Raw genomic sequence first — 16,843 nt, 5'->3', positions numbered from 1 at the left:
GGAGATAACATAATGAATGAGCAACTACTACAAGATGATAAAAAACTTCAAAAATCCTTTTTTAACTTTTTAATTCCTGTTATGTTAGCGAATGTCTTGCAATCATTAGGACAGGTATTTGCGATGTTTATAGTTGGACGCAATTTAGGCGTCGATGCACTTGCAGCAATTTCTGCATTTTTTCCATTTTTCTTCTTTTTAATGGCATTTGCGATTGGCATTGGCTCAGGTAGCTCGATTTTAGTTGGGCAAACTTACGGAGCTGGCAATCATGAGAAAATGAAGGAGGTTGTTGGGGTAACCCTTGCCTTTACGACAATATTATCAATTGCTGTTGCCATTTTCGGAGGCTTTTTCATTGAGTGGATTTTACGCTTTATGCAAACACCTGCCAATATTTTAGAGCCGAGTATTAGCTATGCACAAATATTATTTTTCACACTTCCAATTATGTTTTGGTATTTTGTGTATACAACCTTTATGCGCGGGGTTGGCGATTCAAAAACACCCTTTTTATTTTTAGTAATCAGTGTAATTTTAAATATCGCCTTTCTTCCACCATTAGTATTTGGTTGGTTCGGACTGCCTGAGTTTGGTTTAAACGGTGCTGCCTATGCTTCTGTTTTATCCAATCTTGTAACAATGCTATTATTACTAGGATACCTGCACAAAACAAAGCATTTGTTGCGTTTAGACAAATCGATTTTAAAGCATTTCAAATTAAAGAAAGATATTTTAACTTCCTTATTAAAATTAGCGATTCCATCAAGTATTAGCATGGTGGCAATTTCTGTAGCGGAAATTGCTGTTATTGGCTTCGTTAATGTCTATGGCTCAGATGCTACTGCTGCCTATGGTGTGGTTAATCAGGTAGCGAGCTATGCACAAGTACCAGCGATGAGTATAGCGATTGCAACCTCTGTATTTGTTGCACAGGCTCTTGGAGCAAACTCTACAGAAATGATCAAAAAAATCCGACTTTTAGGTGTGCGTATTAACTATATTTTAGGCGGCGCGATTATTTTAATTATGTATTTATTTGCGGAGCCTATCCTATCTTTATTTATAGATTCACATAGTACAGTGCTAATTGCTAAGGATTATTTATATATCACATTCTGGAGCTATTTAATTTTTGGACATACACAAACAGTTTCAGCTACGATGAGGGCTACAGGAGTAGTTTTATGGCCAACTATATTCTTAGTTATAGCTATTTGGGCAGTTGAGGTGCCATTAGCGTTTATTTTATCACACCACACTTCATTCGAGCTAAATGGTGTTTGGGTAGCCTACCCTGTAACCTTCTGCGTGCATTTTGTGTTACAGTATGCATACTTCAAGCTAGGGTGGCAAAAACGAACTTTAAAAGCAATGCTAAGTGATTAAACAAAGATTTATCTTTTGCTTTATCAAGGAAAATAAAAAAACCAGGGCTCCAATATGAGTTCCTGGTTTGATTTTATGAATTAAGAATATTTGTTATTAATTTTCACACCAAACATGACAAGGTTTACTCCTCCCAGAACAATTCATCTAGTGTTTTATTTAATGTTTTACATATGGCCAAACATAAATTTAAAGTTGGATTATATTTGCCTAATTCAATTAAACCAATTGTTTGTCGAGTGGCCCCTACTTTTTCAGCCAACTCTCCCTGTGAAAGATCATGTTCTATTCGAGCCATTTTCAAACGTATGTTTTTCACACTTTTCACCATTTGCTATCTTTCTCTTCTAAAATATGCTCCACGACTTTATCACTTTTCTTTTTAGCAGCCACATACATCAACATTAAAAAACCTGCAAAAAATAGTGCATACATGAACAATGAAATAAAGAATACAAGAAAGAAAAAATAGATAGCTTCTTGAGTGCTATCTGCATAGTTAAATGCACTATTAATACCTAAAATAATGGCAAAAAACATGCCTATAACAACACCAAGAATTATATATTTAGTACTTAATTTAATTTTATTCTTACTATCATGCAGCTCTACTTCATCAGTAAAAATGCCAAGAAAAGCAGATCTTATAAAATAATAAATAGATGTGATTAAAATAATGAGCCACTCTGTTGTTACATTTTGTAAGGACATTTCCATTGTCGTAAATTTATATAGGATGGATAGTATGCAGGCTATGATAACAATCACATAGATCTCTTTATATATCTGGTTTTGCAGGTTTTTCACACGTTCATCCAAATGTTTCGTGTTCCAAATCATATTCATTTCCCTCCTCTATCTAATAATTCCATTATACATAATACCTGTCATTATGCAATATATATATTGCTTTAAGGTTATTATAATTAACATTTATGTTTGTCATTATTTCAGTCATCTTCTGCCTTGATATTCCTGTAGCAAATTTTCATGAAACTAATAAACGTCGTCTGTTTTCTTACACTTATTCTGCTTATATAAGCTTATTTCAATACGTATCTGCATTTCTACAATTAACGTTGTTATATCATAATTCCTTCATCTAAACATCAGGAGTATCCCTCTTCTCCAGTAGATAGTTTTAATGAATTACTTTGAAACTTAAAATTTGTAATACTTAAGTCTCAAATAAATAAAAAATGTTTTTCTTATTTTTGATAAAACTCTTCTGCTTGTGGAAACTTCTCAATAAACATTTTATTTGCTTCTTGAAGCCTATTACAATACTCTCGATAGGAATTGCTTAAGATTTTTAAGTTTTTAATAAAAATTTCATGGTATCCATTGCTTTGCTGAAATTCTACTAGCAATTGCTGCATTTTGTATACAGGTGTTGCTTTAAATTTTTCAGAATTACGGAATTTAATGTATGATTCTATACTATGTTGTTGAGTTTTAAAAAACGATTCATCCATTGTATTTTGCATAGAAGTGGACATCTTTTTTATATCATCTGGTTCGATCAAAGGAATAGCACTTTCTAAATACTCTTCCAATTCGTTTGGAATATTGAGATGATCCAAAAAGTGGACAATTTCTGCATAAGCTTCTTTCTTCTCTGTACTATCAATTTTCTCGTTTAGGAATTGTCCGAAATGAATGGACAGATACATACCATATACACTTGGAAAAGATTGCACTAATTTTTCTTTGATTGTAAAAGAATAGTCAAGGTATCTGGAAACATAGTCCTTCATTTCATTAATATTATAATTTTCAATTAAACGATCAAAGCAATTCTTTTGTTCGATAATTTTTTGCATCCTTATATCCACCAAATATTTGTATTTAGACAATGCTGACGACTTATTGCTACTCACAATTATCTTTTTTATTTCTTGTACACCTAATCCCAATTTTCTAAGAACAGCTATTTCATTTAATAGAGATATATCTTCATTACTATAATTTCTATAGCCGTTTTTTTCAATTTTAGGATGAACAAGCCCTTGCTTTTCATAATAATCAATAGCTTTCTTTGTCAGTGAACATTTTTTACTGACCTCATTAATGTACATATTTATCACCTCAACAAAATAATAAGCTAACCTCTAAGGGAATGGTCAATATTCTGCGACTTATTCAAATCGAACATTTTCTGAAATCTCCTCAATTTTACTCCAGTTGATAATTTGAATCATTTCATCTTTTCGTTGAAGAATTCCTTCATCTGCCCACTGCTTTAATACCCGATTTATATGCCTTTTTGTTGTACCTATCAGCGAAGCCACCTCATCCAATGAATTTGTCATAATATATTCCTTAAAAAGTGAAGTCGATTCAATTGTACATAAATACGCAGCTAAACGTATGGAGACTGAAGAAAGAGCGTTCACTCTTGAGGAAATTGTGCATGTGCGAAGTTTATATGCCAGCTCTTGTAAAAGCATTTGTGTAAATCCACTGTCATGTTTTAAATGTTGTTCATAGAGAGCATATGGAACAAATAGTAAATGGCATGTTTCTGCAGCTATACAATTTGACTGCACCGAGCAGTTTTGAAAGATTTCAACATCCCCCATAATGGCAGGCTTCTGACAGTATCTTAATAATAATTCTTTCCCCGTGATTTCAGGGCTAGAAACATAATATTTCCCCTGTAATAAAAAATAGAGACCAGTGATTGCTTCTCCCACTTTTAAAATATAGTCATTTGATTCATACCTACGAATTTCTATATTCTTTTTTAACTCCCCTTGAAAGGTATAACCATAAATTTGAGTAAAGGTTTCGAAATGCATTGTGTTACCTCCGGGACATCTGTCCTTCAAAATAATTTTACTATACATTATACTCGAACTAGGAGCTGATAATATGAAATTTGTATTTGATATTGATGGAACGATTTGTTTCGATGGAAAAACAATTGATGAGACTATTTGTGAAGTCTTCAATGAGTTGTTAAAAGCTAAGCATGAAATTGTCTTTGCCTCTGCAAGACCCATTCGTGATCTACTACCAGTCTTACCTGAGCAATTTCGACAAATGTCCATGGTTGGTGGAAATGGAGCATTTACATTTGAACGTGGGAAAATTCAAGTGGAATATTTTAAAATTGATATTTTACAACAGCTATTCGCTTGTATTCGCTCAAATCAATTAACTTATTTAGCTGATAGTGATTGGGATTATGCGTTTACAGGAGATACTGAGCACCCGGTTTACATAAATATCGATAAAACAAGTGCAAAGAATCGCGATATTGCTGAATTGCAACAAATATGCAAGCTAATCCTGTTTCACCCAACACAAGAGGTGCTACAGGAGGTATTAAAATTACCTGTTTCAGTTGTAGCATATAAAAATGAACATGCAATTGATATTAGTCCACTTGGTGTGAATAAAGTGAAGGGGCTTCATAAATTAAAGATTGATGAATTTATTGCGTTTGGAAATGACAGTAATGATCAATGTTTATTTGAACATGCCATTCATAGTGTTTGCATTGGAAATCATGATGTCCAACGCTATGCTACTGAAACGATTAATAGAGCAGAAATTCCTGCTACAATTAGAAAAATCATAAAAAATCTGGAGGAACGTAACGATGAGAATACCAATGAAATTAAAGCACGGTGATGAAATTCGAGTTATTGCACCTAGTCGCAGCATAAAAATAATATCTGAGGATGGTATCCAGTTAGCAAAGAAGCGTCTTGAACAATTAGGATTAAAAGTGACCTTTGGAAAGCATGTTGAAGTCTGTGATCTACAAAGTTCTTCCTCAATTGAACAACGCATTGAGGATCTGCATGATGCTTTTTCAGATAAAAATGTAAAGGGAATTTTGACGGTAATTGGTGGTTTTAATAGTAATGAATTACTTCCATATATAGATTATGAATTACTAAAAGCAAATCCAAAAATACTATGCGGTTTTAGTGATATTACGGCACTTGCAAATGCCATTACAGCGAAATGTAATTTTATCACATATTCAGGCCCACACTTTTCAAGTTTTCAAATGACAGGGTTACAAGATTATCAAACGACCTTCTTTAAAAATTGTTTGATGAACGAAGAGTCATACTTATTACAGCCATCAGCAAAATGGAGCGATGATTTATGGTTTTTAGACCAAGAAAATCGTGTTTACGAAGAAACAAAATGGAAAATTTATTCAAAAGGAAGTACTACAGGAACGCTATTTGGCGGAAATCTATGTACACTTAATTTATTGCATGGAACAGAGTACATGCCTCATTTAAAAGATTGCATTTTATATGTGGAAGATGATGAATTAATAATACCTGAACTGTTCGCAAGAGATTTAACCTCTTTATTGCAAGTTAGCGAAGGCATAAAAGGTTTATTAATTGGGCGTTTTCAAAAAGTGTCCAACATGACAGAAGAACAACTTCATTTTATTTTAGATAAGCACCCACAATTAAAAAACATTCCTGTTATATATGATTTGGATTTTGGTCATACACAGCCTATTATGACATTACCTATCGGGGGCACTATCAGTATCGATACACAAGATTTTAAATTAAAGCTAATTAGTTTTTAATCAAGGAAAAGCAATGACCTCCTATCCAATAAAATTTATAGGAGGTCACAGCATTTAAGGTTAATTGTTTTGAAATTTTTGAGCATTATCTTTATCTAACCTTCCGAAGCCTTCACCTTCATTATTACTAATAATTGTTTCAGAAAAAATAGAATGAAGTGGAAGGGATCTATGTCCTCTTTTCTATATTGTCTTAGGTATAAGCGTTCGCTTTTTAAAATAATCATAATAGCACCACTCTCCTAATCTTTTTATAATATTGAACTATCAATTTGGAAGAACATCACATCCTTTACCTAATTATAGAACAGGTACTCACATTTTAATGTACGATTTGCGATTGTTTATTTTTCTATTTGATTGCTTTTCACTTGAAATTTAATACTACATTCCTATATCTTTGAAAAGAAATCATTAAATTATTTAAGGGAGAAACATTACATGGCTATTTCAGTACAACATATTCGACATGCTACATCAATTATTGGAATAAACGGAAAACGTATACTGGTTGATCCCATGCTAAGTGAAGTTGGCGAGCTTTCGCCTGTTCCTTTTACTAGGAATTATCGTAGAAATCCGTTAACCTCACTAACTGTTTCATTTCACATTTTTGAAAATGTGGACGCTATACTTCTAACTCATCGCCATTTTGATCATTGGGATAAAAAATCTATAGCTATCTTAGATAAAAATATCCCTATAATTTGCAGCCCTAGAGACAAACCCTCTGTTCAAAAAGCTGGATTCACGAAAATAATCTCAATAAATGATTTTTATGAATGGGAAGGAATTAAAATAAGAAGAATTGAGGGTCCACATGCACCTGGCCTTACTGGTAAGATACTTGGGGTAGTCTCTGGTTTTTATCTGAATACTTTGGCGGAGGGTTCCATTTATATCGTAGGTGATTGTATTTATACACCAGATATTGAAAAGACTTTTCAAGACTACTCGCCCGATATCGCTCTATTGAATGCGTCAGAGGCTGAAATGATATGGGGAACTGTTATTACAATGACACGTGAAGATATCGCACGTATTGCTTATGTATCTCCCAAAACTAAGCTGCTTGCAGTACATTTAGAAACTATTAACCACTGCAAATTGACTCGAAAACAACTTTCAGTATTCCTTAAAGATCACAATCTGTGCGATTCTGTATTAATTCCTCAAGACGGTGAAATTATTTCCTTTTAATCGTCTCTAATTATTCGTATCATAGAGATTAAGATGGAGAAAAAATGATAAAAATATATACATTAGAAAATTTACATGGAAAAAGTGATGTTTTTGAATTTATGCAAGGCGACTTTAAACATGTACACTGGCATGAATCTTCTATTTTTCTAACAGAGGAAGCCTTTGCTTTTTTACTTATACCTGTAGCAGAAGTTTTACCCAATTTTAATTACTATGGTCCAAATTCCGTTACTTCTGAGCAATGGAGTCAAGTCACTTTAAAGTGTTCTTTTTTTCATGCAGTAGATCTCAACGTCATCCGATTTTTTAATAAAATAGATAAATGGGTACAAAAAAATTTTGAGGAACACACATGTTTCTCAATTTGTGGTCCATAGAATTTAGATGTTGGTCCCTTTTTCGTTACATAAACAACAATAAAGACCATCGCGGCGTGGTCTTTATATAATTTAACACTATGAAAATTTTTGAAGCTCCTAATAAATATCTGACATACTCTGCCTATTTAAAATTTTACGTTCCAGCTATACTAATTTTCAATTCGTAAATTTTATTTTGGTGGCTTTTTCAATAGACCTAAGCACTTCATCATTTCCAAGTAAAGAAATAGTCTCTATGTTAATTAATTGGTCTATCAAGGTTCTATTTCTATGATCCTTTTTAATAGGCATATCTAAATAATTCTAAGCTATTCGAAAATAACACCGAAACTAACATTTTTAAAATTCAAATATGCCCTGCAAATATCAGAAATATAATAGGGTTCAAGTTCTTCGATTTTTCTCCTAGTAATAAATAATCCAACTCCAGATACATCGTTACAATTATTTTCAAATACTCGGATTTCCGAATCTGTATCATCATTTGCAACGATGATTTCTACTTTTTGATTAATTGATTGAACTACTTTTTCGTGAAGTTTAATCAACTTATCAATTTCTTTAAAAATATTATCCTTTTGAAATTCTATGCCAATCACATCAAAATCAGTTTCATAATATTTACGATCATCATATTTATAGTGAAACACTTCAATTTCTTCAGTATATTGTTTCACAAATAAGTTATAAATTACTTCAATATCCTGTTTGTTTAATTTTTGTTCAGATAGATAGGTATTAACTAATCTCACACTCTAACAACTCCTTCCTCTTTTGAACTGAATCGTTTAATTAATGATGCAATTTTTTCATCTTGTTAAATTTGGAACTCCAGTATGAATATAAATTACGAAAAAAATAATCATAGCCCTATAATGACTTGACTATCGCAAATGCCTTCTCTGATGATTTTTTATTATAAATTACCACCTTATTGCTTTTGATCATTTTTTTATACTCTTCTGTAACCTTTGGATTATAATGAGTTAAGAATATAGTCTTTATTGTGGATTAAAAATATAAGCTAATCGTCTATTTTTTATTATAAAATAATGTGATACATTTATATCCATGAAAAGGAAATATTATCTTAAGAAGAGGTAGATAGTCGTTGGTTACTGTAGAAAAAAGCACTGCATTATTCAATAAAAAATATAATATCGAAGAGATTAAAAATGCTTATGAATATGCTTTTAACAAGATTAAACTAGATTTGTCTGAAAGGAAAAATACTATGAATATCACGATTGAAGATGTCCATACAAAAGACGCTATAACTGCTGTTAGAAAAACAATTGAATTAATAGGGAAAATTAAATCTATTGATCATCGATATATAAATGAAATATATGGTTATGAAACTGCTTTCAATGGAGTAAATGGGCGAATAATTGTAAAGGGTGGATTTTCTTCTGGTTATCAAGGTGAAGGTCCCCAGGGGCTAAAAAAGATCCTTACAGAACTTGGTGTTAATGAGTCAAAAATTGAAGAGAACGTAAATAGTGTTCAAAAGAAATTTACATTGTTTATATAAAAGCTGAAAGCAAAACTAGACTATAGCAGTAATTTTACTATTTTATTTCAAGATTATTAAGATAGTCAAATACATATTCACAACAATCGTATTGCTTAAAGTCACACATACATATATCGCCAGTGACCTACCTCCATCTATTTTTTGTTGTATGTGACATTGGGTTCAGCCCCAAGAACTGCCACTAATAATATCAATTTAAATACATAGTCTTCTATCTTAAATTATTTGACGGACTCCTTTTAAATATTCTCTTACACCTCCCTATATCTTCCTTAAAGAAAACACCCCAAAAGATAGACTTTTAACTCTAACTTTTGGGATGTTGCGCAGAATACCGAACTCATTTGAGCAACCGCCTAGTGAAACAGTGTCTATATTTTTGATGTCACTTAGAGACAGATAAATAATAAACTTCAGTTCTTACTTAATTTTAAAATAGCTAAATCATAGATTTTAAATAAAAATTTTATTGTAGCGAATCCAGCTAAATTTAAAATAATAATATATGTGGAAATATAAATTATACCTTTAAAATCACTAACCACAGGCTGGTTGACAAACGCTATAGCAATTACAAAAGCCAAAATAAAAATAAAAAAATTATTATCTAATAACTTCATTAGTTAAACCCTCCTTAGCTGTTTAGATTTTAGAGCTATTAATACTTTGCGATAATATTAACCTTTAGTTCATAAACTAGATTTCGAAACATTCACATAACCATCTCATTGTTTAAATAGCTATAGCAAATATTTTCATAGTTCACTTATATCCTATCATTACCACAACTTACAATTCAATGGTAATTAAAAACCGTAATAACTTTACACAAATATTTAGTATTAAAAATTAAAATAAAGGGGCTTCATTTCCCATTATTAACAGGATTTTCACTGATCGTTAAAGCGCATGTTCAAAATAATCAATATCAAGATGGCTTTTTTAAATATCTTCAGATAATCGTCTGGCTTCATCAGTAAGTCCCATATTAATCATTGCCTTCACTACTATCTCATGTAGCTCTAGATGGTCATGCAATACATAATTAAGCTGAATATCCCTAAATAACGCAAGTCGTGAGGCAACTGGTGCAGAATAAAGGTATTTCTTCAATAGCTCCAAATTGGGTTCTGTGTGCGGTTGAATCTGGAATAGTGTTTGCTTTTCACCTGGAAGAAGTGGAGTTGTAATGCCCAATCCATCCTGCGTTTGAATACTTACTTTACTTTGCCTATCCAATTCAATGCTTCTAACATATAGATATGGGTTGTCAATAATAGGTAACAGTAGTTTCTCTAAAAATAACTTTGTAACTTTCTCTTTAACTAATTTATCATTTTCAGAAAGTTGATATAGAGCTTCTTCAGCCCATCTTTTTTTAACTGCAGAATAATTCTCTTCACTTTCAAACTGGTTGTAAAACAACTCTTTATCAGTCATATTTACTCTTAAAAATTCACGTAGATTGTTAGCAACTATACGAGTTGGACGTTCAAAATCCATAGGACAAATGCAAACAATTGGTGCCAACTCAAGATCAGTTATAGAACTATAATCCGTGAGGAATCCAAAATGAATACCGTCTACGCCAATATTTCCAAATACGACTACATCACTAGGTGTATTAAAATATCTAAAGTTCTCAAGAGAAAGATAAAAATGAAGTCCAAGATAAACTTGTTCAGGGTCAGCTAGAACATTTTGAAAGTTAATTATTTTTTGAAGTGTAAGTGGTATATTATATTTGCCGAAATTTTTATTCATTGAGTTAGCCCCTTGTGTTTTCCATAATATTACCATAACAACTTTTACAAAATCATCCTTTATCGCGCTAAACCACACCTTTAGCACAAGAAGTGACTGCTCTAATTGAATAATCGCACTCTTTAATGAAACAACCCACTCAATATTTGATATAATTAAATCTTTTTTCATTTGAATTTACGAATACAATTACCTCTTTTTTGTTTTTATCTATTCCTTGAATTACAAAATAAACAGGTGTTCTATCTTTTGCTTCTGCAACGGGTATATTGTCAAATTCCTTCTCGCTTAAGTGTCTTAATTCAACACTATTGATTGTAGATATTTTAAAATTATTTTTAGCTATTTCCTCAGCTTCTTCTGATGTCACACTAGGTCCTAGCAAATCTTCATCTTTCTCATTACAACTGATTAAAATAAGTATCGGTACTATTATTGACAACAACATGACGATGCTCCTCATTTTCTACCTCGTTTCGAATTGATTTCTTTTAACTAAACTGCACTGTTCGTTTAATAATATCTTATATCAGTTTCATTTGGATAACTATTTCCATTAGCTATTTTCAACGTCTATGCTCACTCTATTACATATTTGGTCGGTTTTTTTATCAGTTATGTCGGTTGACTTTTATCAATTAAGTTCCATCACATGCTGCCTTTATTTGGATAATCAATAGAATTTGCTATCTCAATAAGTTCTTCAGATGTTACTTTATCAGAAACATCTTGATCAATACTAAACACATACTGCCAATTATCTCTTTCAACGACTAACATATTAAAACCAAATTTCGAATTGTCTGTATATACTGCATTACTTCCATCTTTCAACTTAAATACATCTGAAATATATTTTTCAAAGGGGATTTTATGCTGAATAGGACGAACATCAATTTTAAAATGATTTTGAGGGAGTCGGTCATTTATCATTGTTATTTCAAATGCACCATTCATATCGCCATCTAACTTATTAAATCTTCCAAAATAATGAGTAAAACTTATTGGCGGTACTCTAAGTGGCAGCTTAAGTTCTTTTTTGTAATGTTCTTCAAAATCTTTTAACGCAGACGCTACAGTTTTATATCCTATTTTAGGAAGAAATTCTTCAAGAGGTTGTGGGGAATCACTTGTTTTTGCAACTACTGTTTCATGAATGGATATAAAAATTAATAATAATAATAATAAAAATATGTTTTTATTCAAATTTATCACCCCTAAATCATTTAGGTTTATTTTCTCCAATTGAATTGCAAATATGCTTTTACCAGTATTCATGCAAAGTCAACCACCCACAAGTGTTAACAACCCTAAAATGACAGCACTAATAATAGTTTTTGAAATCCACCAAACAATTTTATCGACGGTAGAATATGAAATTTTAATTACTATTCGAAATTAATGTACAGAAAGGTTTAGTCAATGAAAAACCCGAAATATTTACAAAACTCTAATTTAGGGTTTCTAAATAGTTCGGGTTTTCTTTTATATTGCTTTGTTAATTTAAGAAATTAGTTACGACCCAGCCTCTATTCTTCAATTATTAGTAAATTAAACAACCGCTTCCTGCATAAGTGGTGGAATGCGGTCTTACCTTAATTTACTTACCTCGTCTTTGTTGAATCATAATATACAAGCGAAGCAAACAATCTGTGGGCACTGTACTATTCTGTAAATCCTTCAAATGCGATTCCTGAATAACACCGTCTTTAACCGCCTGTGCAATACCGTAAGAAAGGCCCTCTTGGTTGAGGTCGAAGTCATTGCAGTTAAACGGACATTTTATGAGCCAACACAATGGCATTAACCGATGATACGGTATCCTTGGCTACCAGCTGTTCATCCAGCTTCAAATGAAGTTGTAAGGTGGAGTCTTGTGGATTTTTAGTAGAAATCATGAGCTCAACCTCATGAGATGAAAGCACCTTCGCTTGCATGATTTGTAGCCATGGGATAAGATCCGGTAATGATTTATCCTTTGAAAAGCCGGCTTCCATGCCATCCACTCCAATAGGTGAATACCCATTGAAATACTCAATCCTAAGCTCAGCATAAGAGGGGGTCCTGTTCCTCTTCAAGGTTGTGGCCGCCTCCAGCTGATGGCAGGCGTTTTTTTTAGAACCGCTAATCATATTCCACAAAACGATAAACAGTGAGGGGCTGAGGAAGCCGAGCACCGCCAACCAACCACTCGAGGTATTGACATAGACAATAAGAAAGAGGGCTGCGGACAGAATCGCAAGCAACCATATGTATAGCTCCTGCCGCCATTTGGGCTGGCGCTTCCCATATGCTGGAGGAATGGACTGTGCTGGTTGAATTTCCAGAGCTTGCTCCGGTTGAGCTTCCGTACTTTCCCTCCATGGTAAATGCTCCCCATACAGCATATAGCAGTTATTGGCTGCTCCCTGCCAGACCTTCTCCTGCGAGGGATCTGGCGACTGCCAGAGGGTAACGTATTCTTGAATGTCTTTCAGATAGAGAACGGGATCGCCCGTAAACAAGAAATATTGAGAAAGCTCCAGATGAATAACAGCAGCAGAATACCGCTGTACATGGGTCTCTAAGGTTTCTAGCCACTCATGCACAGGAACGGCAAGTGATGGGAAATGGGCCAGTGTGCCGGGTAAGCTCAAGCGCAACTGCTCTGTAGCATCCGCCCATGGAATCTGCCATTGGAATGCCTCTGAAAAGCATTCCCACTCTGGTAGATCCTCCACATCTGGTTGGTCCATATGGGGTTGAATCTTGCTCCATGCTTGCATAATCTGTCCGCTATAGCGTTGGAACTGCTCTTGGCTGACCAGACAAAACCATACTGGAGCGAGAAAATTATTTGTCTCAAAAGCTGTATTCTCATAATAGACCGAATCTGTATCGGCATTTGTAACGCTCAGAAATGTCCGGTTTCCCATATAAGATCCTTTCCTCCTTCCTTTGTTTCACATACCATTATGGAATCAAAAAGCGATTTTAACAGTCCATGGTTTTTTGTTGGAAATTAAGTTTCAGACTTTAGATGTTGATCCGATGCGGTATTTTGAATTACAAATTGGTAGCCTTCGTAATTTTAATCACTGAACCCTTGTCCAACAAAAGTAAAAATTGAATAAACAATATAACTCAATACTAACCACCGACCCACCCTTATAAAATTAATAATCTATAAAACTAATTTACTGATTATAGGAAAAATAATAAAATATGTATAATAATGTGCATTATTAATTTTCCAATTTCAATACACGTATATCTATCTGATTATTTGATTGCTCATCTAAGTGTGGTCTAATAATTTCATTTTATTAAGTCTGGCATTTATTCTTCTACTGTATAAACTTTAGCAACTGTATTATCTTCATTAAAAACAAAAATCCTATCACAATGATTAAATCTCCAAACTTCTTTCTCAGGATAAGGTATAGCGAACACGTCTATAGTATCACCCATATTGATAATATCTTCCCATTCTTTATCTGTATAAACACGAAGTTGAACATCATTCGGCGCTTGCACAGTAGATAAGATCTTTCCACATTTACATTTCATTCTAGCCAAATTTAGTTTCCTCCAAATTTGTTCCTTTTTCTATTTATATTTCTACTTTCTCAGAAAGTTGCTTATCAGAGTATGTTCCTTTAGCATTTTGTTTAAATGCATCTTGAGCCCTCCCTATTTCAGTACTCACGGAGTGTTGGATTAAAAAAATTATACCTTCTTGAAAATGCTATCAAAGTAATCACGCCAATAATCAACTAGCCAATTATTATATGTATGATACAAGGGTAGCAACTTCTCAGCATCCTTTGAATGTATTAAGCAACCTCTATCATCATACATATGAAATATTATGTGCTTATCAGTACTAATAAAGTACACAGATTGTCCAATAGAAGGTTCTCTCCCTTGTTCATAATTCCCTATACCTTCAAGTATTTCCTGGTAGGGAATAGACTCTAATTGTGCGTATAAAAATTTCACTTTGTACTCACTCTTTACTTTTATTGTTTGAGCTGTTTCCTCATCATACTCCTCATCTATATCGAATAAATTTTTCTCTTCTATATTTTGGTTACTTAATAAGTCATACAGGCGTTCTGGAGTGGTATTTCCAAACATAACATCCCCTGTTACTTCCCAATCCTTTATATAAACATAAATTAAATCATCTGGCTTGAACACTTCTTCAAACAATGTGGTAACTCTTGTAACAACTTGATGTATTCTATCCTCAGTTCCGTTTTCATATGGCTCACCTAGTTCGAACCTTAGATGCAATTCACTTGTTAGATTAGGAAAATTGCTCTCTACGTACTTCAATATTTTTTCCTTCATTGGAGTTACTCCCTTATATAAATTCTGTAAAATCTCCTGCCTGTCTGTAAATTCGAGATCTCCAGTCTTCAACTAGACTGCTCTGCTAGTTTAATAATACTTCATATTACTTTCATTTGGGTAAGTATTGCCATTTCCCATTCCCCCATCATCTAACAATGGTCCACCATACACTATTGTGTTGGAGGGCTATTAAGCTCTTTTTGATATTTCTAGCAAAATTCAATATTAATTTAAATGAGGATTTCAAAATGAACTAATAACCTAAGAATTACTGGAAGCTGGTTATACGATTGAGGAATTTAAAGCAGACTTTGAGGAAGTCATTGAACAGGCTAAACAGCCCAATACAGAACGTGGAAAGGGTGACCTTTTTTTAGTTAGAATATTATTTTTAATAAGTAGTATATTTATCTCAATTCCTATTAACGACTATTCATATGATAGATTATAGAAAGGAGGGAAATTATTATGTCTCAAGATTATGGTAGTAATTATGGCGGCTCTCGTTCAAACTTTGCGCTAATTGTAGTTTTATTCATCCTTCTGATTATTGTCGGCGCTAGTTTTATGTCAAACTATTATTAATACCTAACATTGCCTTTATAGCTCATAACTAAGAAAATAATACAAACTTACCTTTTTTAAATTGTTATTTAGGGGTCACTATCCTCCGTGTGACCCTTTTAATATTTTTCCTTTTTCAATATCACACTCAACCTCTCAGACATAAAAAAAAGCCATCACTCATTGTAAGCATGACTTCTTCTTAAGCCTCTAATATTCACTTTTCAATATTGAAAAGATGACAAGATCAACATACTTCCCTTTTTCAAATTCATGTTGTCTCAAAACTCCTTCTTGACTAAAATTTAATTTTTCCAACACTCTTATAGATGAAGTATTTTCTGGTTCTATTTTTGCCTCGATTTTATTTATCCCCATCGACGTAAAGGCAAAATGGATTATGTTACTTAAAGCCTCTTTCATAATACCCTTCCCCCAATATTCAGGGTTCAAATCATACCCAATTTCTATGCGGTTATGTTCTTTTTCATAATTTAAATAACCACATGTTCCAATCACTTTTTTGGTCTTAGTTTCTTCGATTACCCATCTTAAGCCAATCTGTTCTTTGAAAATTTTCTCATACCAATTTATTTCATCTATTGCATCTTCAACTGAATCAAATAGTTTTAATGGAAGGTACTTAACCACTTTTTCATTAGAATAAAGCGCAAATATATCTTTGCAATCATCAATTATTCCTTTTCGTAAGATAAAGCGTTCTGTTTCAAATTTAGGAAAATCTTTAAATTCGAACTCTATATTCATAATAAACTCCCCTTTGCAATTCAAAGATGAAATTCCAAGCCTTCATGCAATATAAAAAGCTATACCTAGATGTGATTTAGTAATGTTGACGTCTCAGCAATCATCTATTTTAATTTTTAATGCCTGTTTCTTCATCTGTCAATATATAACTTGCCAAAATACTATATCTATTTTATAGTAATAATACTATTTTATTAAAGGGTGAACTTTTTGTTAAATGTAGAATTCTAATCTAAATCAACGTTATAGCTTATTTTTGATGAACAAACCACCTTTAAACGGGTGTTATTTGTTATGCAAAAAAGTAAGATTAGAATTAGTTAGCTT

Annotated in this window: 20 protein-coding genes; 7 read left to right on the top strand and 13 right to left on the bottom strand. The window is 32.7% G+C overall.

What is annotated here, in order from left to right; genetic code table 11:
• Window positions 1–12: 12 nt before the first annotated feature.
• A complete protein-coding gene (locus AC1RNS_RS05270; protein WP_492991291.1) occupies window positions 13–1,389 on the top strand; it encodes an MATE family efflux transporter in 1,377 nt (458 codons plus the stop codon).
• A 124-nt stretch (window positions 1,390–1,513) separates the two neighbouring features.
• Here the strand turns inward: AC1RNS_RS05270 and AC1RNS_RS05265 are convergent, their stop codons facing one another.
• The 4 genes from AC1RNS_RS05265 to AC1RNS_RS05250 form a co-directional block, all read right to left on the bottom strand.
• Window positions 1,514–1,708 (bottom strand): helix-turn-helix transcriptional regulator, encoded by a 195-nt coding sequence (locus tag AC1RNS_RS05265; protein ID WP_492991290.1) that lies wholly within the window; start codon window positions 1,706–1,708, stop codon window positions 1,514–1,516.
• A gap of 5 nt (window positions 1,709–1,713) precedes the next feature.
• Window positions 1,714–2,229, bottom strand: coding sequence for a DUF6773 family protein (locus tag AC1RNS_RS05260; RefSeq protein ID WP_492991289.1), 516 nt, complete (start codon window positions 2,227–2,229; stop codon window positions 1,714–1,716).
• Between the two features lie 368 nt (window positions 2,230–2,597).
• Window positions 2,598–3,467, bottom strand: a complete 870-nt coding sequence (locus AC1RNS_RS05255) for a MerR family transcriptional regulator (RefSeq protein ID WP_492991288.1) — start codon at window positions 3,465–3,467, stop codon at window positions 2,598–2,600.
• Window positions 3,468–3,527: 60 nt separating this feature from the next.
• Window positions 3,528–4,190, bottom strand: a complete 663-nt coding sequence (locus AC1RNS_RS05250) for a Crp/Fnr family transcriptional regulator (protein WP_492991287.1) — start codon at window positions 4,188–4,190, stop codon at window positions 3,528–3,530.
• A gap of 73 nt (window positions 4,191–4,263) precedes the next feature.
• Here AC1RNS_RS05250 and AC1RNS_RS05245 point away from each other — a divergent pair, with 73 nt between their 5' ends.
• The 4 genes from AC1RNS_RS05245 to AC1RNS_RS05230 all read left to right on the top strand — a co-directional run bounded on the left by AC1RNS_RS05245 (window position 4,264) and on the right by AC1RNS_RS05230 (window position 7,542).
• Window positions 4,264–5,028 carry an HAD-IIB family hydrolase gene (locus AC1RNS_RS05245; protein WP_492991286.1) on the top strand — a complete coding sequence of 255 codons (765 nt, stop codon included), beginning with the start codon at window positions 4,264–4,266 and terminating at the stop codon, window positions 5,026–5,028.
• Window positions 4,997–5,962, top strand: a complete 966-nt coding sequence (locus tag AC1RNS_RS05240) for a S66 family peptidase (protein ID WP_492991285.1) — start codon at window positions 4,997–4,999, stop codon at window positions 5,960–5,962. Before AC1RNS_RS05245 ends, AC1RNS_RS05240 begins: the two co-directional genes overlap by 32 nt.
• 441 nt (window positions 5,963–6,403) lie before the next feature.
• Window positions 6,404–7,162: an MBL fold metallo-hydrolase gene (locus AC1RNS_RS05235; protein ID WP_492991284.1), complete on the top strand. Its 759-nt coding sequence runs from the start codon at window positions 6,404–6,406 to the stop codon at window positions 7,160–7,162.
• Window positions 7,163–7,206: 44 nt separating this feature from the next.
• Entirely contained in the window at window positions 7,207–7,542 is a 336-nt protein-coding gene (locus AC1RNS_RS05230; protein ID WP_492991282.1) for a hypothetical protein, read from the top strand.
• A gap of 311 nt (window positions 7,543–7,853) precedes the next feature.
• Here the strand turns inward: AC1RNS_RS05230 and AC1RNS_RS05225 are convergent, their stop codons facing one another.
• Window positions 7,854–8,297 carry a hypothetical protein gene (locus AC1RNS_RS05225; RefSeq protein ID WP_492991280.1) on the bottom strand — a complete coding sequence of 148 codons (444 nt, stop codon included), beginning with the start codon at window positions 8,295–8,297 and terminating at the stop codon, window positions 7,854–7,856.
• A gap of 359 nt (window positions 8,298–8,656) precedes the next feature.
• Here AC1RNS_RS05225 and AC1RNS_RS05220 point away from each other — a divergent pair, with 359 nt between their 5' ends.
• Window positions 8,657–9,079 (top strand): hypothetical protein, encoded by a 423-nt coding sequence (locus tag AC1RNS_RS05220; RefSeq protein ID WP_492991278.1) that lies wholly within the window; start codon window positions 8,657–8,659, stop codon window positions 9,077–9,079.
• Window positions 9,080–9,495: 416 nt separating this feature from the next.
• Here the strand turns inward: AC1RNS_RS05220 and AC1RNS_RS05215 are convergent, their stop codons facing one another.
• The 7 genes from AC1RNS_RS05215 to AC1RNS_RS05185 form a co-directional block, all read right to left on the bottom strand.
• Window positions 9,496–9,702 carry a hypothetical protein gene (locus tag AC1RNS_RS05215; protein ID WP_492991277.1) on the bottom strand — a complete coding sequence of 69 codons (207 nt, stop codon included), beginning with the start codon at window positions 9,700–9,702 and terminating at the stop codon, window positions 9,496–9,498.
• 322 nt (window positions 9,703–10,024) lie between these two features.
• Window positions 10,025–11,017, bottom strand: coding sequence for a hypothetical protein (locus tag AC1RNS_RS05210; RefSeq protein ID WP_492991275.1), 993 nt, complete (start codon window positions 11,015–11,017; stop codon window positions 10,025–10,027).
• A complete protein-coding gene (locus AC1RNS_RS05205) occupies window positions 10,986–11,294 on the bottom strand; it encodes a hypothetical protein (protein ID WP_492991274.1) in 309 nt (102 codons plus the stop codon). The genes AC1RNS_RS05210 and AC1RNS_RS05205 overlap by 32 nt, the downstream gene beginning before the upstream one ends.
• 200 nt (window positions 11,295–11,494) lie before the next feature.
• The gene (locus tag AC1RNS_RS05200; protein WP_492991272.1) at window positions 11,495–12,124 is read right to left on the bottom strand and encodes a hypothetical protein; all 630 of its coding nucleotides are present in this window, start codon (window positions 12,122–12,124) and stop codon (window positions 11,495–11,497) included.
• 491 nt (window positions 12,125–12,615) lie between these two features.
• Window positions 12,616–13,761: a hypothetical protein gene (locus AC1RNS_RS05195; RefSeq protein ID WP_492991270.1), complete on the bottom strand. Its 1,146-nt coding sequence runs from the start codon at window positions 13,759–13,761 to the stop codon at window positions 12,616–12,618.
• A 403-nt stretch (window positions 13,762–14,164) separates the two neighbouring features.
• Window positions 14,165–14,395, bottom strand: a complete 231-nt coding sequence (locus tag AC1RNS_RS05190) for a DUF8617 domain-containing protein (RefSeq protein WP_492991440.1) — start codon at window positions 14,393–14,395, stop codon at window positions 14,165–14,167.
• Window positions 14,396–14,554: 159 nt separating this feature from the next.
• Entirely contained in the window at window positions 14,555–15,181 is a 627-nt protein-coding gene (locus tag AC1RNS_RS05185) for a DUF3885 domain-containing protein (protein WP_492991268.1), read from the bottom strand.
• A gap of 471 nt (window positions 15,182–15,652) precedes the next feature.
• Between AC1RNS_RS05185 and AC1RNS_RS05180 the strand changes: the two genes are divergently transcribed.
• Window positions 15,653–15,769, top strand: coding sequence for a YjcZ family sporulation protein (locus AC1RNS_RS05180; RefSeq protein ID WP_492991267.1), 117 nt, complete (start codon window positions 15,653–15,655; stop codon window positions 15,767–15,769).
• A gap of 189 nt (window positions 15,770–15,958) precedes the next feature.
• Here the strand turns inward: AC1RNS_RS05180 and AC1RNS_RS05175 are convergent, their stop codons facing one another.
• The gene (locus AC1RNS_RS05175) at window positions 15,959–16,516 is read right to left on the bottom strand and encodes a GNAT family N-acetyltransferase (protein WP_492991265.1); all 558 of its coding nucleotides are present in this window, start codon (window positions 16,514–16,516) and stop codon (window positions 15,959–15,961) included.
• Between the last annotated feature and the right edge of the window lie 327 nt (window positions 16,517–16,843).

The sequence above is a fragment of the Lysinibacillus sp. GW821-FHT14F06 genome (assembly GCF_058803665.1).
Note: the sequence above shows the minus strand (reverse complement) of the source record. Positions and strands in the feature narration are given on the sequence as shown.

Bases quoted from the DNA above. Each gene is read 5' to 3' on its own strand.
- AC1RNS_RS05215 (WP_492991277.1), bottom strand. From the start codon at position 9,702: ATGAAGTTATTAGATAATAATTTTTTTATTTTTATTTTGGCTTTTGTA.
- AC1RNS_RS05250 (WP_492991287.1), bottom strand. From the start codon at position 4,190: ATGCATTTCGAAACCTTTACTCAAATTTATGGTTATACCTTTCAAGGG.
- AC1RNS_RS05230 (WP_492991282.1), top strand. From the start codon at position 7,207: ATGATAAAAATATATACATTAGAAAATTTACATGGAAAAAGTGATGTT.
- AC1RNS_RS05240 (WP_492991285.1), top strand. From the start codon at position 4,997: ATGAGAATACCAATGAAATTAAAGCACGGTGATGAAATTCGAGTTATT.
- AC1RNS_RS05210 (WP_492991275.1), bottom strand. From the start codon at position 11,017: ATGAAAAAAGATTTAATTATATCAAATATTGAGTGGGTTGTTTCATTA.
- AC1RNS_RS05180 (WP_492991267.1), top strand. From the start codon at position 15,653: ATGTCTCAAGATTATGGTAGTAATTATGGCGGCTCTCGTTCAAACTTT.
- AC1RNS_RS05175 (WP_492991265.1), bottom strand. From the start codon at position 16,516: ATGAATATAGAGTTCGAATTTAAAGATTTTCCTAAATTTGAAACAGAA.
- AC1RNS_RS05190 (WP_492991440.1), bottom strand. From the start codon at position 14,395: ATGAAATGTAAATGTGGAAAGATCTTATCTACTGTGCAAGCGCCGAAT.
- AC1RNS_RS05195 (WP_492991270.1), bottom strand. From the start codon at position 13,761: ATGGGAAACCGGACATTTCTGAGCGTTACAAATGCCGATACAGATTCG.
- AC1RNS_RS05260 (WP_492991289.1), bottom strand. From the start codon at position 2,229: ATGATTTGGAACACGAAACATTTGGATGAACGTGTGAAAAACCTGCAA.
- AC1RNS_RS05205 (WP_492991274.1), bottom strand. From the start codon at position 11,294: ATGTTGTTGTCAATAATAGTACCGATACTTATTTTAATCAGTTGTAAT.
- AC1RNS_RS05200 (WP_492991272.1), bottom strand. From the start codon at position 12,124: ATGAATACTGGTAAAAGCATATTTGCAATTCAATTGGAGAAAATAAAC.
- AC1RNS_RS05235 (WP_492991284.1), top strand. From the start codon at position 6,404: ATGGCTATTTCAGTACAACATATTCGACATGCTACATCAATTATTGGA.
- AC1RNS_RS05245 (WP_492991286.1), top strand. From the start codon at position 4,264: ATGAAATTTGTATTTGATATTGATGGAACGATTTGTTTCGATGGAAAA.
- AC1RNS_RS05255 (WP_492991288.1), bottom strand. From the start codon at position 3,467: ATGTACATTAATGAGGTCAGTAAAAAATGTTCACTGACAAAGAAAGCT.
- AC1RNS_RS05270 (WP_492991291.1), top strand. From the start codon at position 13: ATGAATGAGCAACTACTACAAGATGATAAAAAACTTCAAAAATCCTTT.
- AC1RNS_RS05185 (WP_492991268.1), bottom strand. From the start codon at position 15,181: ATGAAGGAAAAAATATTGAAGTACGTAGAGAGCAATTTTCCTAATCTA.